At 62.5% G+C, this 24,196-nt stretch carries 20 protein-coding genes and 1 pseudogene; 11 read left to right on the top strand and 10 right to left on the bottom strand.

All coding sequences use genetic code 11. The features are described 5' to 3' along the window. Positions 1-70: 70 nt before the first annotated feature. Positions 71-835, bottom strand: a complete 765-nt coding sequence (locus ACIQ2A_RS19525; protein ID WP_398482352.1) for an SDR family NAD(P)-dependent oxidoreductase — start codon at positions 833-835, stop codon at positions 71-73. A gap of 304 nt (positions 836-1,139) precedes the next feature. Here ACIQ2A_RS19525 and ACIQ2A_RS19520 point away from each other — a divergent pair, with 304 nt between their 5' ends. From ACIQ2A_RS19520 to ACIQ2A_RS19500, 5 genes are all read left to right on the top strand, one after another. Further along, on the top strand, positions 1,140-1,886 hold the full coding sequence (locus tag ACIQ2A_RS19520; protein ID WP_398482349.1) for a FadR/GntR family transcriptional regulator: 747 nt from the start codon (positions 1,140-1,142) through the stop codon (positions 1,884-1,886). 191 nt (positions 1,887-2,077) lie between these two features. Next, a complete protein-coding gene (locus tag ACIQ2A_RS19515; protein ID WP_398482347.1) occupies positions 2,078-3,508 on the top strand; it encodes an FAD-binding oxidoreductase in 1,431 nt (476 codons plus the stop codon). Positions 3,509-3,562: 54 nt separating this feature from the next. Further along, positions 3,563-4,537, top strand: coding sequence for a Bug family tripartite tricarboxylate transporter substrate binding protein (locus tag ACIQ2A_RS19510; RefSeq protein WP_398482345.1), 975 nt, complete (start codon positions 3,563-3,565; stop codon positions 4,535-4,537). 225 nt (positions 4,538-4,762) lie between these two features. Then, complete coding sequence (locus ACIQ2A_RS19505) at positions 4,763-5,740, top strand: Bug family tripartite tricarboxylate transporter substrate binding protein (RefSeq protein WP_398482343.1); 978 nt, start codon at positions 4,763-4,765, stop codon at positions 5,738-5,740. A 183-nt stretch (positions 5,741-5,923) separates the two neighbouring features. Further along, positions 5,924-7,174 (top strand): serine hydrolase domain-containing protein, encoded by a 1,251-nt coding sequence (locus ACIQ2A_RS19500; RefSeq protein ID WP_398482341.1) that lies wholly within the window; start codon positions 5,924-5,926, stop codon positions 7,172-7,174. A gap of 12 nt (positions 7,175-7,186) precedes the next feature. Here the strand turns inward: ACIQ2A_RS19500 and ACIQ2A_RS19495 are convergent, their stop codons facing one another. Then, positions 7,187-9,619, bottom strand: a complete 2,433-nt coding sequence (locus tag ACIQ2A_RS19495; protein ID WP_398482339.1) for a hypothetical protein — start codon at positions 9,617-9,619, stop codon at positions 7,187-7,189. Between the two features lie 118 nt (positions 9,620-9,737). Between ACIQ2A_RS19495 and ACIQ2A_RS19490 the strand changes: the two genes are divergently transcribed. The 3 genes from ACIQ2A_RS19490 to ACIQ2A_RS19480 all read left to right on the top strand — a co-directional run bounded on the left by ACIQ2A_RS19490 (position 9,738) and on the right by ACIQ2A_RS19480 (position 11,448). Then, a complete protein-coding gene (locus ACIQ2A_RS19490; protein WP_398482337.1) occupies positions 9,738-10,238 on the top strand; it encodes an antitoxin Xre-like helix-turn-helix domain-containing protein in 501 nt (166 codons plus the stop codon). A gap of 3 nt (positions 10,239-10,241) precedes the next feature. Continuing rightward, entirely contained in the window at positions 10,242-10,931 is a 690-nt protein-coding gene (locus tag ACIQ2A_RS19485; protein WP_398482335.1) for an RES family NAD+ phosphorylase, read from the top strand. Positions 10,932-11,175: 244 nt separating this feature from the next. Further along, complete coding sequence (locus ACIQ2A_RS19480; RefSeq protein WP_398482333.1) at positions 11,176-11,448, top strand: metal/formaldehyde-sensitive transcriptional repressor; 273 nt, start codon at positions 11,176-11,178, stop codon at positions 11,446-11,448. Between the two features lie 9 nt (positions 11,449-11,457). Here ACIQ2A_RS19480 and ACIQ2A_RS19475 read toward each other — a convergent pair whose 3' ends face one another. Next, positions 11,458-12,243, bottom strand: a complete 786-nt coding sequence (locus ACIQ2A_RS19475; RefSeq protein WP_398482331.1) for an SDR family NAD(P)-dependent oxidoreductase — start codon at positions 12,241-12,243, stop codon at positions 11,458-11,460. 191 nt (positions 12,244-12,434) lie between these two features. On the opposite strand from ACIQ2A_RS19475, the gene ACIQ2A_RS19470 reads away from it, so the two are divergent. The 3 genes from ACIQ2A_RS19470 to ACIQ2A_RS19460 all read left to right on the top strand — a co-directional run bounded on the left by ACIQ2A_RS19470 (position 12,435) and on the right by ACIQ2A_RS19460 (position 17,119). Next, positions 12,435-13,454: a TRAP transporter substrate-binding protein gene (locus tag ACIQ2A_RS19470; protein WP_398482329.1), complete on the top strand. Its 1,020-nt coding sequence runs from the start codon at positions 12,435-12,437 to the stop codon at positions 13,452-13,454. Positions 13,455-13,465: 11 nt separating this feature from the next. Next, positions 13,466-15,349: a TRAP transporter large permease subunit gene (locus ACIQ2A_RS19465; protein ID WP_398482326.1), complete on the top strand. Its 1,884-nt coding sequence runs from the start codon at positions 13,466-13,468 to the stop codon at positions 15,347-15,349. Positions 15,350-15,472: 123 nt separating this feature from the next. Then, positions 15,473-17,119: an acyl-CoA synthetase gene (locus ACIQ2A_RS19460; protein WP_398482356.1), complete on the top strand. Its 1,647-nt coding sequence runs from the start codon at positions 15,473-15,475 to the stop codon at positions 17,117-17,119. A gap of 448 nt (positions 17,120-17,567) precedes the next feature. On the opposite strand, the gene ACIQ2A_RS19455 is transcribed toward ACIQ2A_RS19460, so the two are convergent. The 7 genes and pseudogenes from ACIQ2A_RS19455 to ACIQ2A_RS19425 form a co-directional block, all read right to left on the bottom strand. Beyond that, positions 17,568-18,365: an MBL fold metallo-hydrolase gene (locus tag ACIQ2A_RS19455; protein WP_398482324.1), complete on the bottom strand. Its 798-nt coding sequence runs from the start codon at positions 18,363-18,365 to the stop codon at positions 17,568-17,570. Beyond that, positions 18,362-19,150 carry a TatD family hydrolase gene (locus tag ACIQ2A_RS19450; protein WP_398482322.1) on the bottom strand — a complete coding sequence of 263 codons (789 nt, stop codon included), beginning with the start codon at positions 19,148-19,150 and terminating at the stop codon, positions 18,362-18,364. The genes ACIQ2A_RS19455 and ACIQ2A_RS19450 overlap by 4 nt, the downstream gene beginning before the upstream one ends. An 8-nt stretch (positions 19,151-19,158) precedes the next feature. Further along, positions 19,159-20,709, bottom strand: coding sequence for a methionine--tRNA ligase (metG, locus tag ACIQ2A_RS19445; RefSeq protein WP_398482319.1), 1,551 nt, complete (start codon positions 20,707-20,709; stop codon positions 19,159-19,161). Between the two features lie 47 nt (positions 20,710-20,756). Further along, positions 20,757-21,797 (bottom strand): DNA polymerase III subunit delta', encoded by a 1,041-nt coding sequence (locus tag ACIQ2A_RS19440; RefSeq protein WP_398482317.1) that lies wholly within the window; start codon positions 21,795-21,797, stop codon positions 20,757-20,759. After that, positions 21,794-22,468: a dTMP kinase gene (gene tmk, locus ACIQ2A_RS19435; RefSeq protein WP_398482315.1), complete on the bottom strand. Its 675-nt coding sequence runs from the start codon at positions 22,466-22,468 to the stop codon at positions 21,794-21,796. Before tmk ends, ACIQ2A_RS19440 begins: the two co-directional genes overlap by 4 nt. Positions 22,469-22,470: 2 nt before the next feature. Next, a complete protein-coding gene (locus ACIQ2A_RS19430) occupies positions 22,471-23,628 on the bottom strand; it encodes a D-alanyl-D-alanine carboxypeptidase family protein (protein WP_398482354.1) in 1,158 nt (385 codons plus the stop codon). 190 nt (positions 23,629-23,818) lie between these two features. Next, positions 23,819-24,196 (bottom strand): annotated as a pseudogene (locus tag ACIQ2A_RS19425) (septal ring lytic transglycosylase RlpA family lipoprotein); the annotation flags it as partial.

Raw genomic sequence — 24,196 nt, 5'->3', positions numbered from 1 at the left:
GCTTGCGGTGCCCCCTCACCCGCGCGCGAAGGGCGCGCGACCTCTCCCCGGAGGGGAGAGGTAAGAGGCGTCACGGCATGATCTGGCCGCCATTGACCTCGATCACCTGGCCGGTGATGTAGCCGCTCATGCTCTCATCTGCCAGAAACTGGTAGGCGCCGACGCATTCTTCCGGCGTGCCGATGCGGCCGAGCGGGATGGTCTGGCGCGAGGCTTCGAGTTGCTCCGCATTGGAGTAGCGCTGATGGAACGGCGTCATGATCACGCCCGGCGCCACCGCATTGGCGCGCACGCCGAACGGCGCCAGTTCCTTCGCCAGCACGCGGGTGATCGTGCTCACAAAACCCTTGGCCGAACCATAGAGGCCGGCGCCGCCGCCGCCGCCATTGCGGGCCGCAACCGACGTCGTGTTGATGATCGAGCCCGAGCGCTGCGCTTCCATGATCTTCGCGACCTTGCGGCAGGCGAAGAACACCGAGCCGATATTGAGGTCGAGCACGTCGTCATACTGCTCGTCGGTGGCATTGGCGATGGAGGTGCGCCCGAACATGGCGCCGGCATTGTTGATCAGCACATCGATGCGGCCGAGTTTTGCATGCGCTTCCTCGATCACACGCGCAGCTTCAGCGCGTTCGGAGACGTCCCCGCGCAGCAGCTCGGCCTTGCCGCCAGCGGTCTGGATGCTCGCCACGACGTCCTGCGCGCCTTCCGGATTGCCGTTGTAGTGCACGATCAAGTTGGCGCCGAGCGCGCCGAATTTCTTCGCCACGGCAGCGCCGATGCCCGAGCTTGCGCCGATGATTACGATGGCCTTGCCGTTCAGTCCGTTGCTCACGCTAAAAATCCTTTCGAAGGTTGTCAGCCTTCCACCATGAATTTTGCAACCTGACAAGTTGTCAGTTTTTGTGCGGCGCAATACGACTTTGGGATGACGCGCAAAGTTTAATCGTTCTAGATCAATGCTATACGCAGAGCGAACAGCCTGCTGCGCAATCTTGACATGTTGACAAGTTGAACGGCCCTCGACATGTTCGCCGCAACCTGGCGAGGAAATGTTTCCAAGAGAGAGCCGATCACATCGATCGGGTTTTCGAATGAAACACCCACGCCGCCACCGTGAGCTTTGGTTCGACTTGATCATGAAGCCGATCGATTCATCCGAACTGTCCGACGCGCCCCGCGCGCGTCACGCCGGCCCGTCGCTGGTCGACAAGGTCTATGGCGAACTCGCACAGCGCATCGCGAGCGGTGACTATGCGCCGGACCAGAAGCTGCCCGGCGAGCACGAGCTCGCCGCCATCTTCGATGTCTCGCGGCCCGTGCTGCGCGAAGCGCTCGGCCGCCTGCGCGAGGACGGGCTGATCTATTCCCGCCAGGGCTCGGGCAGTTTCGTGCAGGCGCATGCGAAGGCGCCGTTTGGTTATGCGCGTGTCGAGACGATTGCCGACATCCAGCGCTGCTTCGAATTCCGCATCAGCATGGAAAGCGATGCCGCGCATTTCGCAGCACTCCGCCGCAGCGACGATAATCTCGTGCAGATGGAAGCGGCGCTCGGCCTGCTGCGCGAGGCGACCAAGAACCGCAAGCATCGCGAGGACGCCGACTATGCGTTTCATCTCGCGATCTCGGAGGCGACCAACAACCACTATTTCGCGACCTCGCTGAATGCGCTGAAGGACCATGTCGCCGTCGGCATGAAACTGCACGGCCAGTCGCTGATGGGCCCGCAGCCCGGTCTTGAAGCGGTGTTCGAGGAACACAAGAGCATTTTTGAAGCGATCCGTGACCGCGATGCCGAGGCAGCGCGCACGGCCATGCGTCTCCATCTCGAAACCTCGCGCGACCGCCTGTTCGAAGGCCGTCTGCTCGACCTCTCGTTCCGGTGAGGGGGCTGGATGACAATCACATCTGCAAGCGTCGCTCTCCGTGTCGTCCCCGCGCAGGCGGGGACCCATAACCTCCGTCGTCAAAATCATAGCGGCAGAGCCACGACCATCGCACTTCCAACAATTCGCCAGCGTGTATGGGGCCCCGCCTGCGCGGGGACGACCGATGAGCTTGTGACGAGGAATCAGACTTGACCGACCACACGACATTCCTCGCAACGCTCGCCGGCATCGTCGGCGAACGCTACATCATCGGCCCAGGCGGCGATTTCGAGCCTTACGTGGTCGACTGGCGCGGCCGCTATCACGGCAATGCGCTGGCCGTGGTGAAGCCCGGCTCGACGCAGGAGGTCTCGGATGTCGTAAAAGCCTGCGTCGCCGCTGGGATCGCCATCGTGCCGCAAGGCGGCAACACGGGCATGTGCGGCGCCGCCACGCCGCTGGGCGATCGCCCGAAGATCGTACTGCGCCTCGACCGCCTCAACAAGATCCGCCATGTCAGCCGCCTCGGCGACAGCATCGCCGTGGATGCCGGTTGCATCCTTGCCGACATCCAGAAGGCCGCCGACGATATCGACCGGCTGTTTCCGCTCAGCCTCGGCGCCGAAGGCTCGTGCCAGATCGGCGGCAATCTCTCCACCAATGCCGGCGGCACCGCCGTGCTGCGCTATGGCACCACGCGCGAGCTGTGCCTCGGCCTCGAAGTGGTCATGCCCGATGGTGAGATCCTCGACGGCATGACGGCGCTGCGCAAGGATTCCACCAGCTTCGACACCAAGCAGCTGTTCATCGGCGCCGAAGGCACGCTCGGCATCATCACCGGTGCCGTGCTCAAGCTTTTCCCGAAGCCGCGGGCGAGGGCGGTGTCTTTCGTCAAGCTCAACAGCATCGATGCGGTGCTCGACCTGCTCGCGCAGGCGCGCACCGATCTTGGCGACCGCCTTGGCGCCTTCGAGGTGATGTCACGCGGCCAGATCGAGGTGATCGCCGAGAACCTGCCGCTGGTGACCATCCCGTTCGAGCTGGACACGCCGTGGTATGTGCTGATCGAACTGGTCGATACGCTGCTCACCGTGGATCTCAATGAGGCGATGGAGACCATGCTCGGCGGCGCCTATGAGCGCGAGCTGATCGTGGACGCGCTGGTCGCCTCCAGCGAGACCCAGGCCGCGACATTCTGGAAAGTCCGCCACAGCGTGTCAGAGGGCAGCAAGGCCGCCGGCTACGTGATTTCCCATGACAGCGCGGTGCCGCTGTCGCAGCAGGCGACATTCGTGAAGCAGGTCGAGAAGCGCATCGCCGCCTATCGGCCGGATGCGCGCATCGTCATGCACGGCCATATCGGCGACGGCAATATCCATGTCCTCGCGATCATTCCGGGCTTCAAGCAGGACCAGAAGAACGAGATCGCGGACACCGTTCTCGGCATCAACACCATCGTCGATGAAGAGACCGCAGCCCTTGGCGGCAGCATCAGCGCCGAGCACGGCATCGGCATCGCCAATCGCGAACGCCTCGGCCGCGTCGCCAATCCCATCGAGCTCAAGCTGCTCCGCAGCGTCAAGGCGATGCTCGATCCCCACGACATCATGAATCCCGGAAAGGTGCTGCCGGCGGAATAGAGCCGGGCGGCTTCGACTGCTGAACTAAAAAATCAATTCGAGAAGAGGACTCCCATGAAGATCAAATCCATCCTGATGGCGGCCTGCGTCGCCTTCACCGCCGGCCAGGCCAGCGCACAGGACGTCAAATATCCGACCAAGCCGATCACCATCGTCGTGCCGTTTGCGGCTGGCGGCACCGTGGACATCATCGCGCGCATGGTCGGCGAGCATCTGCAGAAAAAGCTCGGCGCCACTGTGGTGGTGGAAAACATGGGCGGTGCCGGCGGCAATATCGGCGTCAACCGCGTCGCCAAGGCGCAGCCCGATGGCTACACGATCGGCCTCGCTTCGACCTCGCCGCTGGCGATTGCGCCGTCGCTCTATGGCAGCAAGCTCCAGTTCCAGCCGGAGAAGGACCTCGTCGCCTTCACCCAGGTCAGCCAGGTGCCGAACGTCCTCGTCGTGAACCCCGATCGCATCAAGGCGCGCACGGTTCCGGAGCTGATCGAATACATCAAGGCGAACCCTGAGAAGGTCACGTTCGGCTCGTCGGGCCCCGGCACCTCGCAGCACCTTGCGGGTGAGCTGTTCCAGCAGATGACCGGCACCAAAATGATCCACGTGCCTTACAAGGGCTCGAGCCAGATGGTCACCGACCTGATCTCGGGCCAGATCGACATCGCCTTCGACAATGTGCCGCTGCTGCTGCCGCATGTCGCCGGTGGCAAGCTGGCCATGCTCGCCACCGCCACGCCGAAGCGCGCCGAATTCGATCCCAAGGTGCCGGCTGTCGCCGAATTCCTGCCGGGTTTTGAAGCCGTCGCCTGGCACGGTTTCATCGCGCCGGCTGCAACGCCGAAGCCGATCGTGGACAAGCTGTCGAGCGAGGTGCGCGAATTCATGAGCCTGCCGGAGACGAAGAAGAAGATGTCCGAGCTTGGCGCCGTGGCTGTTGCCGTCCCGCAGGATGAATTCACGAAATACATCGCCAGCGAGACCGCGCGCTGGAAGACCGTGATGGAAAAAGCAAACGTCACGATGAACTAAATATCTCGGTCCTTCATCCTGAGGAGCGCGCAACGCGCGCGTATCGAAGGATGGCCGCAAGCACTGAGCCCCGCGATCTCATGGTTCGAGACGGCGCTTCGCGCCTCCTCACCATGAGGGACGGAGGAGCGGCTACCAACACGATGCATCACGCTCCCGCGTGGTGCATCACCCCAAATCGAGCACCCACAAACGGGGCCGATCAAACCACTGGAGGAACGACCCATGAGACTGCCCTCAATCCTGACGGCGGCCTGCCTCACGCTCGGCATGGCCACATCCGCATCCGCGCAGGATGCCAATTATCCCAACCGCGCCATCACCACCATCGTGCCGTTCTCGGCCGGCGGCACCGCCGACATCCTCGGCCGCATGGTGGCGGAACATCTGCAGAAGAAACTCGGCGCGACCATCGTGGTCGAGAATGTCGGCGGCGCCGGCAGCATTATCGGCGTCACGCGCGTCGCCAAGGCGCAGCCCGATGGCTACACGATCGGCGTGGCCAGCACGTCGGCGATGTCGATCAACCCGACCATCTATGGCGCCAAGCTCAGCTACAATCCGGAGAAGGACCTCGTGCCGATCGCCCAGGTCAGCATGGTCCCCAATGTGCTGGTGGTGAACCCCAACAAGATCGCCGCGCGCACGGTGCCGGACCTCATCGCTTATCTGAAAGCCAATCCCGGCAAGGTGACCTTCGGTTCGGCCGGGCCGGGGACCTCGCAGCATCTTGCCGGCGAGCTGTTCCAGCAGATGACGGGCACCAAGATGGTCCATGTGCCCTATAAAGGCTCGAGCCAGATGATGCCGGATCTCCTGAGCGGCCAGATCGACCTGTCCTTCGACAATGTCCCGCTGCTGCTGCCGCATGTCACCGGCGGCAAGCTTGCCATGCTCGCAACGGCCACGCCGAAGCGCGCCGAGTTCGATCCGAACCTGCCGGCCGTCGCCGAATTCCTGCCGGGCTTCGAAGCCGTCGCCTGGCACGGTTTCATTGCGCCGACGGGCACGCCGAAGGCGGTCACCGACAAGCTCTCTGCCGAGATCCGCGCGTTCATGCAGCAGCCGGAAACGAAGAAGAAGATCTCCGAACTCGGCGCGGTGGCGATGGATGTCGATGGTCCCGCCTTCGGCACATACATCGCCAGCGAAACCGCACGCTGGAAGGGCGTCATCGAGAAGGCCAATATCACGATGAACTGAGGTGGAGCGGCGAGGGCGGATCGGCCGGCCGTGCAATCCGCCCTGCCTCTGTATTGCCACAAGAAAAACGATCGCTCGATTTCGACCGATTTTTACAAGCCGTTGAAATATCTGGATGTTAGAGTCAGCGTGGCTTGAGACAAACCAGAGGCAAACTTGCGTCAATCTTGCGAATGGCTGGTAATGATAGCTATCGCGGCAAAGCTGATCAGCCCGGCCGCGGCTGCCAGCAACCTGCTCACGGAAGCCCCTGATCTCACAGGCTTTTCGCAAGCCGGTCTCGATCGCGTCACGGCGATGCTCGACCGCGAAGTCGGGCAGGGCCACCTCGCCGGCGCCATCATGCTGATCCAGCGCCACGGCAAACCCGTCTATTATCAAGGCTTTGGCGTCCGCGATCCCGCCACCATGGCGCCGATGACGCGGGATACGATCTTTCGTCTGTATTCGATGAGCAAACCAGTCACGTCAGTCGCCGCCATGGTGCTGGTGGAGCAGGGCAAATTGAAGCTCGACGATCCCGTTGCGAAATACATTCCGGCCTATGCCAGCCCGCAGGTCGCGACCGAAAAGACCGACGCCAAGGGTCAGAAATATCTCGATTTTTCGCCCGCGCTGAAGCCGATCACGGTGCTCGATCTGATGCGCCAGTCGTCCGGGATAAGCTCCGCCTTCACCAATCTTGGCTTGATTACAGAGCTTTATCTGAAAGCCGGTTTGTTCGCCGGCGACTTTGACAACAGCGATTTCGCCGATCGCCTGGCCAGGCTGCCGCTCGCTTACCAGCCCGCAACTGTCTGGGATTACGGCCATTCCACCGACGTGCTCGGTCGCGTCATCGAAGTGGCCTCGGGCATGTCGCTCTATGATTTCCAGAAGCAATATCTGTTCGATCCAATCGGCATGGTCGACAGCAGCTACTATATTCTCGATCCCGCAAAGGCATCGCGCATCGCGCAGCCGCTGCCGACCGATCGCATCATCGGCAACGAGAGCATCAGCGACCCGACCATCAAGCGAAAATGGGAATCCGGAGGAGGTGGCCTCAGCGCCACCACGGGCGATTATGCGCGCTTCCTGCAGATGCTGATCAATGGCGGCGAGATCGATGGCAAGCGCATCCTCAAGCCTGAGACCGTGGCACTAATGCGCAAGAACGAAGTCGCGCCCGCGACCGACGTGAGGCCGTGGGCCTATTACTATCCCGGCGCCGGCTTCGGCTACGGGCTCGGCTTCGGCGTGCGCACCGGCCCCGGCGAGGACGGCGTGCCCGGCTTCATTGGCGAGATGGCCTGGGGCGGCGCGGCCGGGACTTATTTCTGGACATATCCCGACCACGACATGGTGATGATCTTCATGGTGCAGACGCCGACCCAGCGTGGCCGCATTCAGCCGATCCTGAAGACGCTGGTGTTCGACGCCATCGTCAAATGAGCCTGGTATCAATCAATCCAGCGCAAGGATCCGCACGCCGGATATCGGGGTGATGCCGATACTCAGCAGCGCCACGGGCGCGGTCTGTTCGGGAAGCTCGATGGTCAACGCAGCAGCCTGGTCACCGCTGCCATAGTGGCGTCCCGTGAAGACCATGCCGGCGGGGCGCAATTCCTGTCCATCCAGTTTCAGGATATCAACGCTGCGCATGGCCTGATCGACGGTCTTTCCATATTGCAGGAACGGACCGTTGAGAACGCCTTCCGGCGCCAGATGCGCGAGTGGCAAGGTGACAGACGCAACATTCATGTTGAGCGACATCGGGATCCGTATCCGTATCTCGCCGGCGCCCGTGCGATAACAATTCGTGGACAGCTTGGCGCTGGATCCGATGCGGGTCGTAATGTCGATCTCCAGCTGGCCGCATCGTACATCGCTGAAGATATCGCTCGGGAGGAGGTTGGCTCCGAACAGCAGATACTGAAAGCTCTGGGCCGGCGTCAGGGCCGCGAATGATCCCGCCAGCCACATGGGCGGATCGCCGGCCGTACAGGCATCCGGCCATGCGCGAACGACTTGCTGGGCGTTCAGAATATCGCCGTCAACCAATGGCGTGAGCGCAGACGTTCCCAGATTGACGTCATGCTGCAAGCTGCCCAGCAGCGTTAGCTCCCGGTCGGTTGGCAGCAACAGAAGGCGTCCAAGAGTCGCTGTCGCCGTGCGCGCAGCCGCATCGAGATTGGCAAAGGGAGAGATGTTCAGACGTGTCAGTAAATCCCGAGCCGTGGTGCTGAACGCGACGGTGCCCTGTTGCACCTCACGCGCCACCTGATGCTGATCCGCGGATAGACCATTGTCTTCGTGCATAACCGCGCCATTGCGATATCCACGTACGGAGCCGCTCGACGAACAGCATAGCTGCTCCAATACGGCGATATTGCGCAGGAGCATGCGCTTGATGTGTGGCGTGACGATCAGGTCTGAGATCAGCCCTTCAAACGTGTCGCGCGCGTCGCATTCAACGAAACCATCATCCAGCGTCAGCAGATAGAGGCCGTGGATGCGCGCCTTGATACCCTCGATATCGAAAATGCGGCGCAGCGCTTTCTGGATGCTCCCGGAGTAACCGAGGTCGATCAATACGAGATCGCTGCATTGATCCAGATCGGGAATCCGGGTGCGGAGATAGGTCATCAATTCCATGCGCAAGCCATCGGCAACCGTGGTCAGCTCGCGCTTATCGAGTAACTTCGGTAACGCCTTGGCAAGGTCGCGGCCGCTGCAGCGGCCGTGCGGCTGCTTGGCGAAGAACTCCTCGATCCGACGCGAGCTGAATTTGACGATCTCGGAAAAGGCATGCGCATTGATCGCCGGCAGTTCGCTGACAAGATCGACAAGGGGCGCCAGGGTCCGGGCGGACGCCATCATGCCGACACGGCGATTGATTTCGAGATAGATCGCAGTCGTATCACTCAGTGCCCGGATCTGATGCGGGAGGTGGCCGTCGCGTCCGAGAAACGCGACGCGTGTGCTGGCGCCGGCCTCACCGATCCGCGCAATGCGATCGGTAGTGAAAGCATCGAAGGTGTGCATTACAGGGCCCAACACGGTCAGGCCGAGATCATGCGCCGGCGAAGGGCTCGCCGCGTGTGACGCTGTCAGCCGGCGCAAGGTGCGCATGCCGCCGTCCAGCATGGTTGCATGAACCGGGCAGAGCAGGCGCTCCACGGTGGCCTCGCGCGACAATACGGATGCCAGTGCGGCACTGGCCTGCGGTATATGCAGCGCGTTGACGGCCCGGCGCTTGGCGTCGGCGATATCGGCCACCGGATTATCGCCGACATGAACCGCATTCTGCGGATCGACCGCACACGTCTTCAGATAAATATCGAACAGCTTTTCGCTCTTGCTGCTGCCGTGCTGGCTGGATGCAAACAGGAAGTCCCATTGCAGATCGGCGCAGCACGCACGTAAAAGCGTGCTTAGTTGCTGAGTGCTCCAATAGGTATCCGAGATGAAGCCGGTCCGCGCACCATTGGCACGCAGCTCTCGATAGTGCTCGTGGATTGCCGGATTGACGCGACAAAGTTCGAGTTCAGCGGCGAATTCCGCGTCCACGAACTGCTTGACGGCGGCAGAGGTGAGGCCGAACAGCCGAAACGGGAAGAGGCGGTAGATCGCGTCGATGCCGACTTCTGAAGATCCGGTTTTATGCTGTGCCGTCCTGCGAGCGCGTGCCTCTGCCTGGCGGCGGTGCTCCACATAGGATGCGGCAGCATCCGGGTATCGGGCGAAAGCCGGCGAAAGCTGATATGCGCGCTCGAACACGCCCTCGGGCGTCGTGCATGCCCGGACGAGAAACGTATCGAAGACGTCGAAGGAGGCGAAAAAACTGGTCGCAGTCTTGCGCTCAGCTCGCCGGATACCTCGTGTGTGTATGTTCATGATGTGCCCCAGTCCACCCGAACGCTAAACGGCTGAAATGGTAAGATCAGGCGCTCGCAGGTGCGCGGCGGGCGGGATTTGTCGCGTATCAGTTCGCGTTACAAGCAGAAACCGTCACATGATGCTTGACATCGCACCAAATGACGGTATCTGTTGTGTGATACGGAGGGGCATGATCATGGCTCAAATCGCGTCTTTCGAAGCATCAGCCGCCGTCACACCCATCGACATACAGACATTCACGAAAGCGCATGATCGCGAGCGATTGTCTCCGATCGCCATCAAAGCATTCCGGAAGATCGTCGAGCATTGGAAACTGACCAATGCCGAATCCGCCATGCTGCTCGGTGTCTCCGAAAGCACGTGGGACCGGATCAAGCGCGGTGCGTGGGACCAGCCTCTTTCACAGGATCAGCTTACACGGGCCTCGGCTGCGATTGGCATCCACAAAGGTCTTCGACTTCTGTTCGCCGACGACATGGCGATGCGCTGGCCGAAACTGGCCAATAGCGGTCCGATTTTCCAGCGCCGATCTCCGGTCGATGCAATGATCGATGGCGGCATCCCGCTGATGCTTGAGACACGACGTTACGTGGATGCGGTTCGCGGCGGCCTTTGATCCATGCTTGATGGGTTGAAGGTCAGTCGCGAAGCCATCGAGCGAACCGTTCGCCTTGTCACGACCGCGCGACTTCGTGATTCCGTCTTGCTCGATCTGGTCGATGAATCAGAACTGGAGGCGTTGAGCGAGATCGAAGGCGCCACGAGTGCCAGACGGATTGCGCAGGCGCGTGGGACAGGTGAGGTGCAATCGTATGAACTGCTCTACGGCGTCCCGCACGCGCACTTCATCAACGCCTCCTTCGCCTATGCCAAGCCTCGCGAACCCAACCGGTTCAACGGAGCCGACCGCGGTGCCTGGTATGCCGGGTTTGACGTCGAGACAAGCCTTGCCGAGGTCAAGTTTCACCTGACCGAGTTTCTGGCAGCGGCTGGCGATTTCAACACGACGGTCGAATACGCTGAAATGTTTGCGAGCTTCGCGGGCGAATTCGTGGACCTGCGAGCCCATCCGACGCATGACGCCTTGCGTCCGGACAAGGCCATTGGATACCCGGTTGGAAACGCACTGGCGGACGCAGCCAGAACGCGCGGCCTGAACGGGATTATCTATCCATCCGTCCGGCAGCCGGGCGGAACGTGCCTGGTCGCGCTTTTCCCGCATGCTGTCCAGTCCGTGGCCCAGGGTGACGTCTATCGGATGGTCTGGAGCGGCCAGCCAGACCCCGCAGTCAGTCTCGTCCAAACCTAGACGATGGATCTCATTCACGAACACAAACAGGCTCGCCACGATAGCGAGCGGACTTGTAGGGGATCAACAAGTCCAGCCAAACGCCGCCTCATCCCTACATGACTTATTCGCATAAGGTATATTATGGAATATAAAAGTATCCGCGTTCTCAGGTTCTTAGCTCGCCGCCGATGCAAACACGCCAATCTCCACGACTTCATGTTACGGTCTGTCGGACCACGAGAATCCCACGGAGCCTAACCGCGTGCACACGATCAAGGACAAGAACAAGCTCATCGCGCGCGTCCGCCGGATCAAGGGCCAGGCCGAGGCGCTTGAACGCGCGCTGGAGGCCGAGCTTGGCTGCTCCGACGTGCTGATGCTGGTCTCGTCCATGCGTGGCGCGGTCAACGGACTGACCGCCGAGGTCATGGAGGACCATATCCGCAACCACATCGTCGATCCGGATAAGGACAACAGCAAGAGCGCCCAAGGCGCGGCCGAGCTTATCGAAGTGCTGCGAACCTATCTGAAGTGAGACTGGCGTCTACGGATGCTTCGGCAGCAGCCCATGGGCTGCAAAGCCGCCATCCACATTGAGCACATGGCCGGTGACGAAGCTCGATTTGCTGCTGTCCAAGAGGAATAGCGCGGCACCGGCCACCTCGTCCGGCTCGGCATAACGGCGCTGTGGCACCACCTGCATCCAAGCCTCGCGCGTCTCTGCCGTGTGCATTTCCTGGACCATGGGTGTCTCAAATGGACCCGGCGCAATGGCGTTGACGCGGATGTTCAGCGGCGCCAGTTCGCAGGCCATCACCTGGGTCAGCGTGATGACGCCGCCCTTGGACGCGCCATAAGCCGAGCGCTCGATATTGCCGCGAATGCCGGACACCGACGCCACATTGACGATGGCGCCGCCGCCATGGGCCTTCATCATCCGCGCGGCTTCCTTGGCCACGGCAAAGCTGCCGACCAGATTGATGTCCAGGATCTCGCGAAACAGCTTCACGGAGGTCTCGAAAAACGGCACCTGGCGGCCGATTCCGGCTGAATTTACGAGGCCACGGACCGGACCGAAACCGGTCTCACAATCCTTCAGACCGGCGATGACGGCGTCTTCGTTGGCGACGTCCATGACGACAGTGCGAGTGACGCCGGGCTTGATCGCATCGACCTGAGCTTTGGCGGCGTCGAGCGCAGGCTGGGTGAGGTCGGCGAGGAGGACCTTCCACCCCTCACCTACGGCCGTCCTGGCGATCGCCAGCCCGATTCCGGATGCGCCGCCGGTGATGATGACGACGCCCAGATCTCTATTTTGGTCCTTGCTCATCCGTTTTCCTCCCATGTCCTGCAGCAGCTCGGCGGCCGCGCAGCGTCATTCTTGCGGCGATGGTTTTCACCAAAGACCGTCCAAAGTCGAGGCCCCGGGTGCGGCGAAAAGGCTTGACCGCGCATGATGTCGAAACGACAAGGGGCATCGACATCACAAAAAGTCAGAATGATGTGGCAGGGAGAAACAAAATGACGATTTCACGCCGGACACTGTTGAAGGCATCCGCCGCCGCGACGGCCATGGGCGGCATCGGCATGCCTTTGGTGGCGCGCGCCCAGCAGGCTGAATTTGTCTACAAATACGCAAACAATCTGCCCGATACGCATCCGCTGAACGTTCGCGCCCGCGAAATGTCGGCGGCGATCAAAACGGAGACGGGCGGCAAGGTCGACCTGCAGGTGTTTCCGAACAACCAGCTCGGCTCGGACACCGATATGCTCAGCCAGATCCGCTCGGGGGGCGTCGAGTTCTTCACGCTGTCGGGCCTGATCCTTGCCACGCTGGTGCCGGCCGCATCGATCAACGGCATCGGCTTCGCCTTCCCGGATTACGAGACCGTCTGGAAGGCTATGGACGGCGAGCTCGGCGCTTATGTGCGCGGCGAGATCACCAAGGCCAATCTCGTGGTGATGGACAAAATCTGGGACAACGGCTTCCGCCAGACCACGTCATCGACGCGGCCGATCAACGGCCCGGACGATCTCAAGGGTTTCAAGATCCGCGTGCCGGTCTCGCCGCTGTGGACCTCGATGTACAAGGCGTTCGACAGTGCGCCGGCCTCGATCAATTTCAGCGAAGTCTATTCGGCGCTGCAGACCAAGGTCGTCGAGGGCCAGGAAAATCCGCTGGCGCTGATCTCCACGGCGAAGCTGTATGAAGTGCAGAAATACTGCTCGATGACCAACCACATGTGGGACGGCTTCTGGTTCCTCGCCAATCGTCGTGCCTGGGAGCGCCTGCCCGCCAATCTCCGCGAGATCGTCGCCAAGAACATCAACGCCGCGGCCGTCAAGGAGCGCGAGGACACCGCCAAGCTCAATGCGACGGTGCGCGAAGAGCTGCTGGCCAAGGGCCTGATCTTCAACCAGCCGACGGTGGAGCCATTCCGCAACAAGCTGCGCTCTGCCGGCTTCTATGCGGAATGGAAGGGCAAATATGGCGACCAGGCCTGGTCGCTGCTCGAAAAGTCCGTCGGCAAGCTGGCCTAAAGCACACCGACATGGCCCATGCCGAACTCGCGCCGCCGCAGGACGGGATGACACCCGATGTCACCCGTCCCCAAGGCTGGCTGACATCGCTGGAGCGGATCCTCGGCACGCTGGTGGAGATCCCGGTGGCGATCCTGGTCGTCGCCGAGATCGGCATCCTGTTCGCAGGCGTGGTCGCCCGTTACGGCCTGCACCAGCCGCTGGTGTGGTCGGACGAACTGGCCTCGATCCTGTTCCTCTGGCTGGCGATGCTCGGTTCTGTCGTCGCGTTCCGGCGTGGCGAGCATATGCGCATGACCGCGCTGGTGGCGACGGCAGGACCGCGGATGTGGGCCTTCCTCGATGTCGTCGCGACCTGCGCGGCGCTGGCGTTCCTGTTGCTGGTCGTCGCGCCGTCCTACGAATACGCCTATGAGGAAAGCTACATCACGACCCCTGCGCTGCAGATCGCCAACAGTTTTCGTGCTGCGGCTTTGCCGGTCGGCATCTCGCTGATGATCGTCTTCGCCTTCCTGCGCCTGCTCCGTTACGGCCAGACCCGCACCGTGCTGATGGCGCTCGGCACTGTCGTTGCCATCATGGGCGCATTCTGGCTCGCGGAGCCCTTCCTGCGCACCCTCGGCAATCTCAACCTGATCATCTTCTTCGTCGGCGTGGTCGGCCTCTGCGTCTTCGCCGGCGTGCCGATCGCGTTCGGCTTCGGCCTCGCCATTTTCGGCTATATGGCGCTGACGACGCGGACGCCGATCATGGTGCTGATCGGGCGGATGGACGAGGGCATGAGCCATCTCATCCTGCTATCGGTGCCGCTGTTCGTGTTTCTGGGCCTGCTCATCGAGATGACCGGCATGGCCCGCGCCATGGTGGCGTTCCTGGCCAGCCTCCTCGGCCATGTCCGCGGCGGCCTGCATTATGTGCTGATCGGCGCCATGTATCTGGTGTCCGGCATTTCCGGTTCCAAGGCCGCCGACATGGCCGCCGTGGCACCGGTGCTGTTCCCGGAGATGAAGAAGCGCGGCGCCAAGCCGGGCGATCTCGTCGCCCTGCTCTCGGCCACCGGCGCGCAGACCGAAACCATCCCGCCGAGCCTGGTGCTGATCACGATCGGTTCGGTCACCGGCGTCTCGATCTCGGCGCTGTTCACCGGCGGCTTGCTGCCGGGCGTGGTGCTGGCCATCACGCTGGGCGCGCTGGTGTGGTGGCGCTATCGCGATGAGGATCTCAGCCATGTGAAGCGTGCCTCGCGCCGCGACATCGGCCGGGCCTTCATCATCTCATTGCCCGCCATCGCGCTGCCTTTCGTCATCCGCGCGGCGGTTGTTGAGGGCGTGGCGACGGCCACTGAAGTCTCCACCATCGGCATCGTCTATGCCGTGCTGGCGGGCCTGCTGATCTATCGGCAGTTCGACTGGAGCCGGCTGAGGCCGATGCTGGTGGACACCGCCTGCCTCTCCGGCGCCATCCTGCTGATCATCGGAACCGCCACCGGCATGGCCTGGGGCCTGACCCAGTCCGGATTCTCGCGCTCGCTGGCGGCCGCCATGACCGGTTTGCCCGGCGGCGGCGCGACCTTCATCGCGGTCTCGATCGTGGCCTTCATCATCCTGGGCAGCGTGCTGGAGGGTATCCCGGCCATCGTATTGTTCGGGCCCCTGCTGTTCCCGATCGCCCGGCTGGTGGGGGTCCACGAGGTCCACTACGCGATGATCGTCATCCTCGCGATGGGCATCGGGCTCTTCGCGCCGCCGTTTGGAGTCGGCTACTATGCCGCATGTGCAATCGGGCGGGTTGATCCAGCGCAAGGCATCCGGCCCATTCTCGGCTATCTGCTGGCCCTCCTTGTCGGCTTGATCATTGTCGCGATCTTCCCCTGGATATCGATTGGCTTCCTCTGAAGTGCATTAAATTCAGATAGTTGCGAGCGATATCTAAGGTGAATTTGGAAGCCTTTTCCGTCGATAAACTGATAAGTGAGAGATCTTCCATAACTCACTGACTTTATGCGAGTTTGTCAAATGATGCCCAGTCAAGGCGCCTATAGCGTCGGCCTCGACCAGAACGCTGCCAACTTCGTCGCGCTGTCGCCGATCAGCTTCCTCGTACGCAGCGCCGCGGTCTATCCGGACCTCCTCAGCACCATCTATGAGGACCGTCGCTTCACCTGGGCGCAGACCCTGGAGCGCTGCCGCCGTTTCGCCTCCTGGCTCACCGGCCGCGGCATCGGCCGTGGCGACACCGTCGCGACCATGCTGCCGAACGTGCCGGCCATGAACGAGGTGCACTTCGCGATCCCCATGGCGGGCGCCGTGATCAACACGCTGAACATCCGCCTCGACGCTACAGCCATCGCGTTCCAGCTCGACCATGGCGGCGCCAAGGTGCTGCTGGTGGATCCGGAATTCGCAGCCGTCGTCACAGAGGCGCTCGGCCTGATGAGTGGACCGAAGCCACTCATCATCGATGTGGACGACCTCGCCTTTTCGGAACCGCGCCGGATCGGCGAGCTCGAATACGAAGCCGCCCTTGCCCAGGGAGACCCGGACTTCACCTCCGCCTTCCCGCTCGACGAATGGGATGCCATCGCGCTCGGTTACACGTCGGGCACCACGGGCAATCCGAAGGGCGTCGTCACCCATCATCGCGGTGCCTATTTGAATGCGTGGGGCAATATCCTGGCCACCGATCTCGGCCGCCACCCGGTCTATCTCTGGACACTGCCGATGTTCCACTGCAATGGCTGGTGCCTGCCCTGGGCGGTGGCGGCGAGTGCCGGAATCAATGTCTGCCTGCGCAAGGTGGAACCAACCAAGATCTTTGCGCTGATATCGGCACACGGGGTGACCCATATGTCGGGCGCGCCGATCGTCTACAACACGCTGATCAACGCGGCGGATGCGCCGACCTATGCCGGCGGCCAGATGATCCAGGGATCGATCGCCGGCGCCCCGCCGCCCATGACGGTGCTTGCCGGTGCGGAGCGGATCGGCATCAAGCTCACCCATGTCTACGGCCTGACCGAAACCTATGGGCCGGCCTCGGTCTGCGCCGAACAGCCGGGCTGGGACGAACTGCCGGCCGACGAGCGGGCGCGCCTGAAACGTCGGCAGGGCGTGCCCTTCCCGTCGCAGGAAGGCCTGACCGTGCGAGATCCCGACACCATGGAGCCGGTGCCGGCCGATGGCGAAACCATCGGCGAGATCATGTTCCGCGGCAATATCGTGATGAAAGGCTATCTCAAGAACGAGAAGGCCACGCAGGAAGCCTTTGCCGGCGGCTGGTATCACACCGGCGATCTCGCCGTGATGGACGCCCAAGGCTATGTGACCATCAAGGACCGCTCCAAGGACATCATCATTTCCGGCGGCGAGAATGTCTCGTCGGTGGAGGTTGAAGACGTGCTCTACAAGCACCCCGCCGTGCTGTTCGCGTCTGTGGTGGCCAAGCCCGATGACAAATGGGGCGAAGTACCGTGCGCCTTTGTTGAGCTCAAGCCGAACGCGGCGGCGACAGAAGCGGAGATCATCGCTTATTGCCGCGACCTGCTGCCGGGCTTCAAGACGCCGAAAGCCGTAGTGTTCGGCGCAATCCCGAAGACGTCCACGGGCAAGATCCAGAAATTCATCCTGCGCGATCGGGTCAAATCGACGGGGTCGTTCGAGAGCTGAGACGTTCGTTTCGCCACGAGCTTTTCCCTCATCCTGAGAGCCGCGCAGCGGCGTCTCGAAGGATGGCGGCAAACGACACAGCCTGGCAGCTCATGGTTCGAGACGCGCGAAGACGCGCTCCTCACCATGAAAGGCGGAGATGCCGAATGCCTGAACCGCGACGGAAAACGGCCCCCCGAAGCGACTCGGAGGGCCGGCAATGAAAGTGCCAGAAGAATACGACTTGAAGGGATTAATTTGAGTCGCAAAGCGCATTGCGATTTCAATGACAGCAGAAAGATGACAGCGAGTCAGCGGGACTGGCACGGAACTCACCGTTATTAAGTCTGCGTCTTGCGCGGCAACGGAGTTTGTGGAGCGGATGAGCTGAAGGCGCCATCCGCCGGCCGAGCACTTAGCTGAAACTCCGCGGCGGATTACGCTACGCTGATCCGCCCTACGGCAGATTCTATGCCACCACCAGCCGCATTCCATCGTAACCCGGTACCACGCCCTCCGGCAACTTGGCTTTCACTGCCTCGTAATCCACGTCAGCGGTCATGTTGGTGATCACCGTCCGTTTGGGCTTGAAGCGATCTCGCCACTTCAAGGCGTCACCAATGCTGAAATGGCTGGGATGCTGGGTGTAGCGCAGCCCGTCCACGATCCAGAGATCGAGCCCCTCGAGCGCCGGCCAGCTCACTTCCGGGATATCGTTCAGATCCGGTGAATAGGCGGCATGATCGATGCGATAGCCGAGCGCCGGAATGTTGCCGTGCTGGACAAGGAACGGCGCCAAGGTGAGGTCGCCGCCCTTCCCCGTGATGGTGCGGCTCTCGCCGGCCTCGATGCTGAGATGATCGAGGATCGGCGGATAGTCGCTGCCAGGGGGTGTCCGGAAGCAGTAGCCGAAACGCGGCATCAACTCGTCGGCCGTGGGCGTGTTCATGTAGACAGGAATGCGCTTGCGCCGCTTCAACACCACGGAGCGGAGATCATCCATGCCATGGGTCTGGTCGGCATGTTCGTGGGTCAGGAACACCGCATCGATGTCATCGACCTCGGCGTCGATCAGCTGCTCGCGGAGATCCGGCGAGGTGTCGATGATCACGCGGGTGACGCCATCGGGGCCGATGCGTTCGACCATCAAGGAGCAGCGGCGGCGGCGGTTCTTCGGATTGGTGGGATCGCAGGCGCCCCAGCCCAGCGCCGGGCGCGGCACACCCGCCGACGATCCGGAGCCGAGAATGGTGAGCGCCAGCGTCATGCAGCGATGCTCTCGGACGCCTTGCTGAACAGGCGGAAGAAATTGTCTGTGGTCTGCTTTGCCAGTTCCTCGTAAGTCACACCGCGGGTCTCAGCGAGCACTTTGGCGGTCTCGACCACATAAGATGGTTCATTGCGCTTGCCGCGCCATTTGCCGGGGGCGAGATAGGGGGCATCGGTCTCGACCATGATGCGATCGGCCGGCAGTTCAGCCGCGAGGTCGCGTAGCTCCTGCGACTTCTTGAAGGTGATGATGCCCGTGAAGGAGATCGACAGGCCCAGATCAATGGCCTTCATCGCGAGATCGCGGCCACCGGTGTAGCAATGCAGTACGGCCTTGAAGGCGCCGTTCTTCATCTCGTCTTCGAGAATGATACCGCATTGGTCGTCGGCTTCACGGGTGTGGATCACCAGCGGCAGGCCGGTGGCGCGGGCCGCGGCGATATGGGCGCGAAAGCCCCTCTCCTGCGCGCCGGAGGATTGATGCTCATAGAAATTATCGAGGCCGGCTTCGCCGAGCGCGATGACCTTTGGATGCTTCGTGAGTTCGATCAGCTCGTCTGCCGAGATGCCGTCTTCTTCGTCGGCATTGTGCGGATGGGTACCGACCGAGCAATAGACATTCGGAAAGCGCTCCGCGATCGCCAGCAGCGCCGGCAGGCGGCGCACGCGGGTTGAGATTGTCACCAGCCGGCCGACGCCCGCAGCTTCGGCACGGGCGACGATGCCGTCGAGATCGTCGGCGAAATCCGGGAAGTCGAGATGGCAGTGGCTATCGACCAGCATCGGCAAACTCAGCTTGCTGCGGCCGGTTCGACATAGCGTGGGAACACGCCGGTCGGGGTCGGCAGCTGCGTGCCCGGCTTGATGCGGGTCGGGATCGCCGCGAAGTCGCGCGCGTCGGCGGCAATGCCGAGCACGTCAAGCAGTTTGGCGCAGGATGCCGGCATCACCGGCTGGGCGAGGATCGCGACCTGACGCACGACTTCCGCCGTGGTGTAGAGCACGGTCGCCTGCTTCGCCGGATCGGTCTTGGCCAGCGCCCAAGGCGCCTCGCCCGCAAAATAACGGTTGGCTTCGGCGACCACAGCCCAGATGGCGTTCAGCGCTTGGTGGATCTGCTGCGTCGCCATGGCGGTCCGCGCCTGCTCCAGCATGGCATCGGCCTGCGCCAGGATCGCCTTGTCGTTCTCGGAGAATGCACCGGGCTCCGGCAGCACGCCGCCATATTGCTTGCCGATCATCGACAGCGAGCGCTGGGCGAGATTACCGAGGTCGTTGGCGAGATCCGCATTGGAGCGGTTGACGATGGCCTCGTGGCTATAGCTGCCGTCCTGCCCGAACGACACTTCGCGCAGCAGGAAATAGCGCAACTGATCGACGCCATACTGCTCGGCGAGATTGAAGGGATCGACGACATTGCCGACCGACTTCGACATCTTCTCGCCCCTGTTGAACAGGAAGCCATGGGCATAGACGCGCTTCTGCACCGGGATGCCGGCCGACATCAGGAAGGCGGGCCAGTACACCGCGTGGAAACGGATGATGTCCTTGCCGATGATGTGAACATCGGCGGGCCAGTATTTCCAGTTGGCGTCGCCCTCGTCGGGGAAGCCGACGCCGGTGATGTAGTTGGTCAGCGCATCGACCCAGACATACATCACATGCTTGTCGTCGCCGGGCACCTTGATGCCCCAGTCGAAGGTGGTGCGTGACACCGAGAGGTCCTTCAGGCCGCCTTTGACGAAGCTGGTGACTTCGTTCTTGCGGGATTCCGGCCCGATGAAATCGGTGGCCTCGTAGAGCGCGAGAAGCTTGTCCTGATACTTCGACAGCCGGAAGAAGTAGCTGGATTCCTCCACCCATTCGACCGGCGTGCCCTGCGGGCCGCGGCGCACCTTGTCCTCGCCGACGGTCGTTTCGTCCTCGGCGTAATAGGCTTCGTCGCGGACCGAGTACCAGCCGGCATAGCTGTCGAGATAGATGTCGCCATTGGCGGCCATGCGCTTCCACAACTCCTGCGACGAGCGATGGTGCTGCTCCTCGGAAGTGCGGATGAAGCGATCGTAGGAGATGTTCAACACGCCATCCATCTCCTTGAAACGGGCGGCGTTTCGAGTGGCGAGTTCGGCGACCGGCAGGTTTTCGCGCGCGGCCGTCTGCACCATCTTCTGGCCGTGCTCGTCGGTGCCGGTCAGGAAGAACACGTCCTTGCCGTCGAGGCGGGCAAAGCGCGCCAGCGCATCGGTAGCGATGGCTTCATAGGCATGGCCGACATGGGGCACGCCATTGGGATAGGCGATCGCGGTGGTGATGTAGAAGGTGTTATTGGACGCGTTCGCCATCGGCGCGAAAGCCTTTCAAATAATCGATCTTGCCGCGTTAGTTGGTGTCAGCGCGTCGCCTCGGCGAGCAGGCCAAACACCGAGAAAACCAGCGGTTTTCGCTCGAGATTGTAGGATTCGGTCTCGCGCGCGGCTTTGTTGATCTTTTCCCATACCTCCGCAAGGCGTGCAAGGCGGGGCAAATCGGCGTTCAGGCTGGCAGGATCCGCATGCATCCGCTCGCCGATCCAGCGGTCGACGCTGTCAGTAAAGGCGCCGAGCGCAACGCGGTCGCTGGTCCCCAGCGCATCGCCCAGGGCATGCAGCTCACGCGGGTCCACGTGGGGCAGTGTGTTGAGCAGCGAGGCGGTGCGCTGGTGCAGTTTCAGCGCGCCGCCGCCGAGCAGATTAATGGCGCGGGACACGCTGCCTTCGGACGCCTCCGCGACATCGCGGAGCTCGGGATCGCCCTCCTCGCGCTCGGTGGCCAGCGCCAGGGCGGACAGCACGTTGCCGGTCGAGAGCGCACGCAAAGGCAGCTTACGGCAGCGCGACTGGATGGTGGGCAGCACCCGCGCCTGTGCATGGGTAATCAGCAGGAACAGCGAACGCTGCGGCGGCTCCTCCAGCACCTTCAGCAGCGCATTGGCCGCATTGGTGTTGAGCTCGTCCACGGTATCGACGATGCAGACGCGCCAGCCATCGACGGCGGCGGTGGAGCCGTAGAAGCCGACGGTCTCGCGTACGTCGTCCACGGTGATGACGGTGCGCATGACGCCCTTGTCATTGGGCGTGCGCCGGATCGCCAGCAGTCCGCCATGGGCTTCGGCAGCGATCTGGCGGGTCACGGGATGATTGTCATCGAGATCGAGTGCTTCGGCCGACTGCACTTGCGATGACAGGGGATCGCGATGCGCCAGCACGAAGCGCGCCATGCGAAAGGCCAACGTCGTTTTGCCGATCCCCTGCGGGCCGGAGATCAGCCAGGCATGCGGAATACGGCCGCCACGATAGGCATTGAGCAGCGTCTGCTCGGCCTCGTGATGGCCGAACAGTGCTGTTGTCTCGCGCGGATGCGGGACGGATATTTCGGGATCGTTCTTGCTCATGCGTCCGCCGTCTCGTGCAGCAGGCGCTTGCGCATCACGCCCCAGATATTGTTGGCGACGGCTTTTGGCGGCAGCGTGGCGTCGAGCAGCACGCAGCGCTGCGGCTCCTCCAGGGCAATCTGACGGAACGCCTCGCGGAGCCCCTGATGGAAGGCGATGCCCTCGGCCTCGAAGCGATCAGGCATGCCGGTGCCGCGGCGGGCCGCAGCGCGGGCCATGCCGACTTCGACGGGAAGATCGAGGATCACCGTCAGATCAGGCTTGAGGCCGCCGATAGTGACGCGCTCCAGCGCTTTCAGCAGTTCAGGCGACACATTGCCCTGTCGGCCCTGATAGGCGCGGGTGGAATCCGAGAAGCGATCGCACAGCACCCAGATGCCCTGATCGAGCGCGGGCTTGATCACCGCATGGACATGGTCATCGCGCGCGGCAGCAAACAACAGCGTCTCGGCTTCGGCGCCGAGCAGCTTGCCCATGCCGGACAGAACCACATGACGGATGATCTCGGCACCGGGCGAGCCACCGGGCTCGCGGGTGACGATGGCGCGGATGCCTGCCTCGTTGAGGCGATCGGCGAGCAGCTTGATCTGCGTGGATTTACCCGCGCCCTCGCCGCCTTCGAATGTGATGAAGCACCCGCGCTCGGGCGCTGTATTGTCGGTCTCGGTCATGGTCACAGTTTCTCGGCGCCGGCGCGGAACAGGCCGATGGCGAGTTCGCTGGCGCCGTCCACGGCGCGCTGCATCGTGGTGCCCGTGCCGATGGCATCCGCGGCATAGATAGGCGCTTCCACGGCAACCTGCTGGCCACGCCAGACTTTTACGACACCGACCGGCTGGCCGGCCTGTACCGGCGCATGTACCGGTCCCTTATAGACGATGCGGGCGATCAGCTTGTCATTGCCGTTCTTCTGCACCATCACTTTGACCGGCTCCTTGCTGACAAGCGCCACCGAGCCCTTGTCGCCACCGAACACTTTGGCGTAGCCGACCGGCTGATCGCCAGCGAATACGCTGCGGACCTCGAAATTCCTAAAACCCCATTCGAGCAGTTTTTTGGCCGCAGAGGCGCGATCGTCGGAATCCTCGAGGCCGTTGACCACCACGATCAGGCGCGTGTCGTTCTGTACGGCAGAGCCGACCATGCCGTAGCCACCATCCTTGGTGAAACCGGTCTTGAAACCGTCGGCGCCTTCGAGCGTGGCAAGCAGCGGATTGCGGTTCTGCTGGCGGATCTTGTTCCAGGTGAATTCGCGCTCGCCGAAGATCTTGTAGAAGTCCGGATAGGTGCGGATGATGTGGCGCGCCAGGATGCCAAGCTCGCGCACGGTCATCTTGTTGTTGGGATCCGGCAGGCCGCTGGAATTGGCGAATGTCGATTTCAGCATGCCAAGTGCGCGCGCACGCTTGGTCATGCGTTCGGCAAAAGCAGCCTCGTTGCCTTCCATGGCCTCGGCCATGATCATGCAGCTGTCATTGCCGCTCTGGATGATGGCGCCACGCAGGAGATCGGCGACGGGAATGCGGCTGTTCAGCGCCGCGAACATGGTGGAAGCGCCGGCGGGTGCGCCGCCCTTGCGCCAGGCATTCTCGCTGGTGCGATATTCGTCGGTGAGCTTGATATCGCCGCGGGTCAGCGCGTCGAACACGACCTCCACGGTCATCAGCTTCATCATGCTGGAGGGCGCGCGCAGCTCGTCGGCATTCTTCTCGAACAACACGGCGCCGCTTGACGCCTCGATCAGGATCGCGGTCGGCGCGTCCGTATCAAAGCCGCCCTCCTCCACCACTTTCTTGGCGCCCTGCACGCTCTGATTGGCGGCATGGGCCATCGGCTGCAGCGCAAATGCGGCCGTCAGCAAGCCGGCGACAAGCTGCCGCCCAAGCGAGGTTTTCAGTGTGAAAAAGCCAGATGTCATGCTGTGTCCCGAATGATCAGGTCTTAACAGCATCACCTTGCCCGAACAACGCGAACCCGGCTGAGCCGGACGCTAACGGGCGGATATCTGGATCAAATCTCGATCAGTAGAGGCCGCGGCCGGACAGGATTGCAGCTGCGCCACGCGCATCGACCGTGCCGTTATCACGGGCCATCGGTTCGGCCGGGGCTGCGTAATCGGGATTGCCCTCATAGGAGACGGCACGCGGATTCTCGGCCGGATAGGCCGCGGCGGAGCGATAACGGCCGGAGGACGATATTTCCGAGGTCTGGCGATCTGCGGCGGTGTTGCCCAGCGAATATGGACGGCCTTCCGGCATCGGGATATCGCGCGAGACCACGCGCCCACCCTGCATATCCGGCACGAAGGCGCGCGCGGAGGCAACACGCACGACCGACGGCGACGGTGCCGGCTCGCCGGTGCGCAAGGTGGCCATCAGCTGGCGATCGTCGGAGCCTTC

It is taken from the genome of Tardiphaga sp. (assembly GCF_044336785.1).
GTDB lineage: Bacteria > Pseudomonadota > Alphaproteobacteria > Rhizobiales > Xanthobacteraceae > Tardiphaga.
This window is presented reverse-complemented; position numbering and strand designations above follow the sequence as displayed.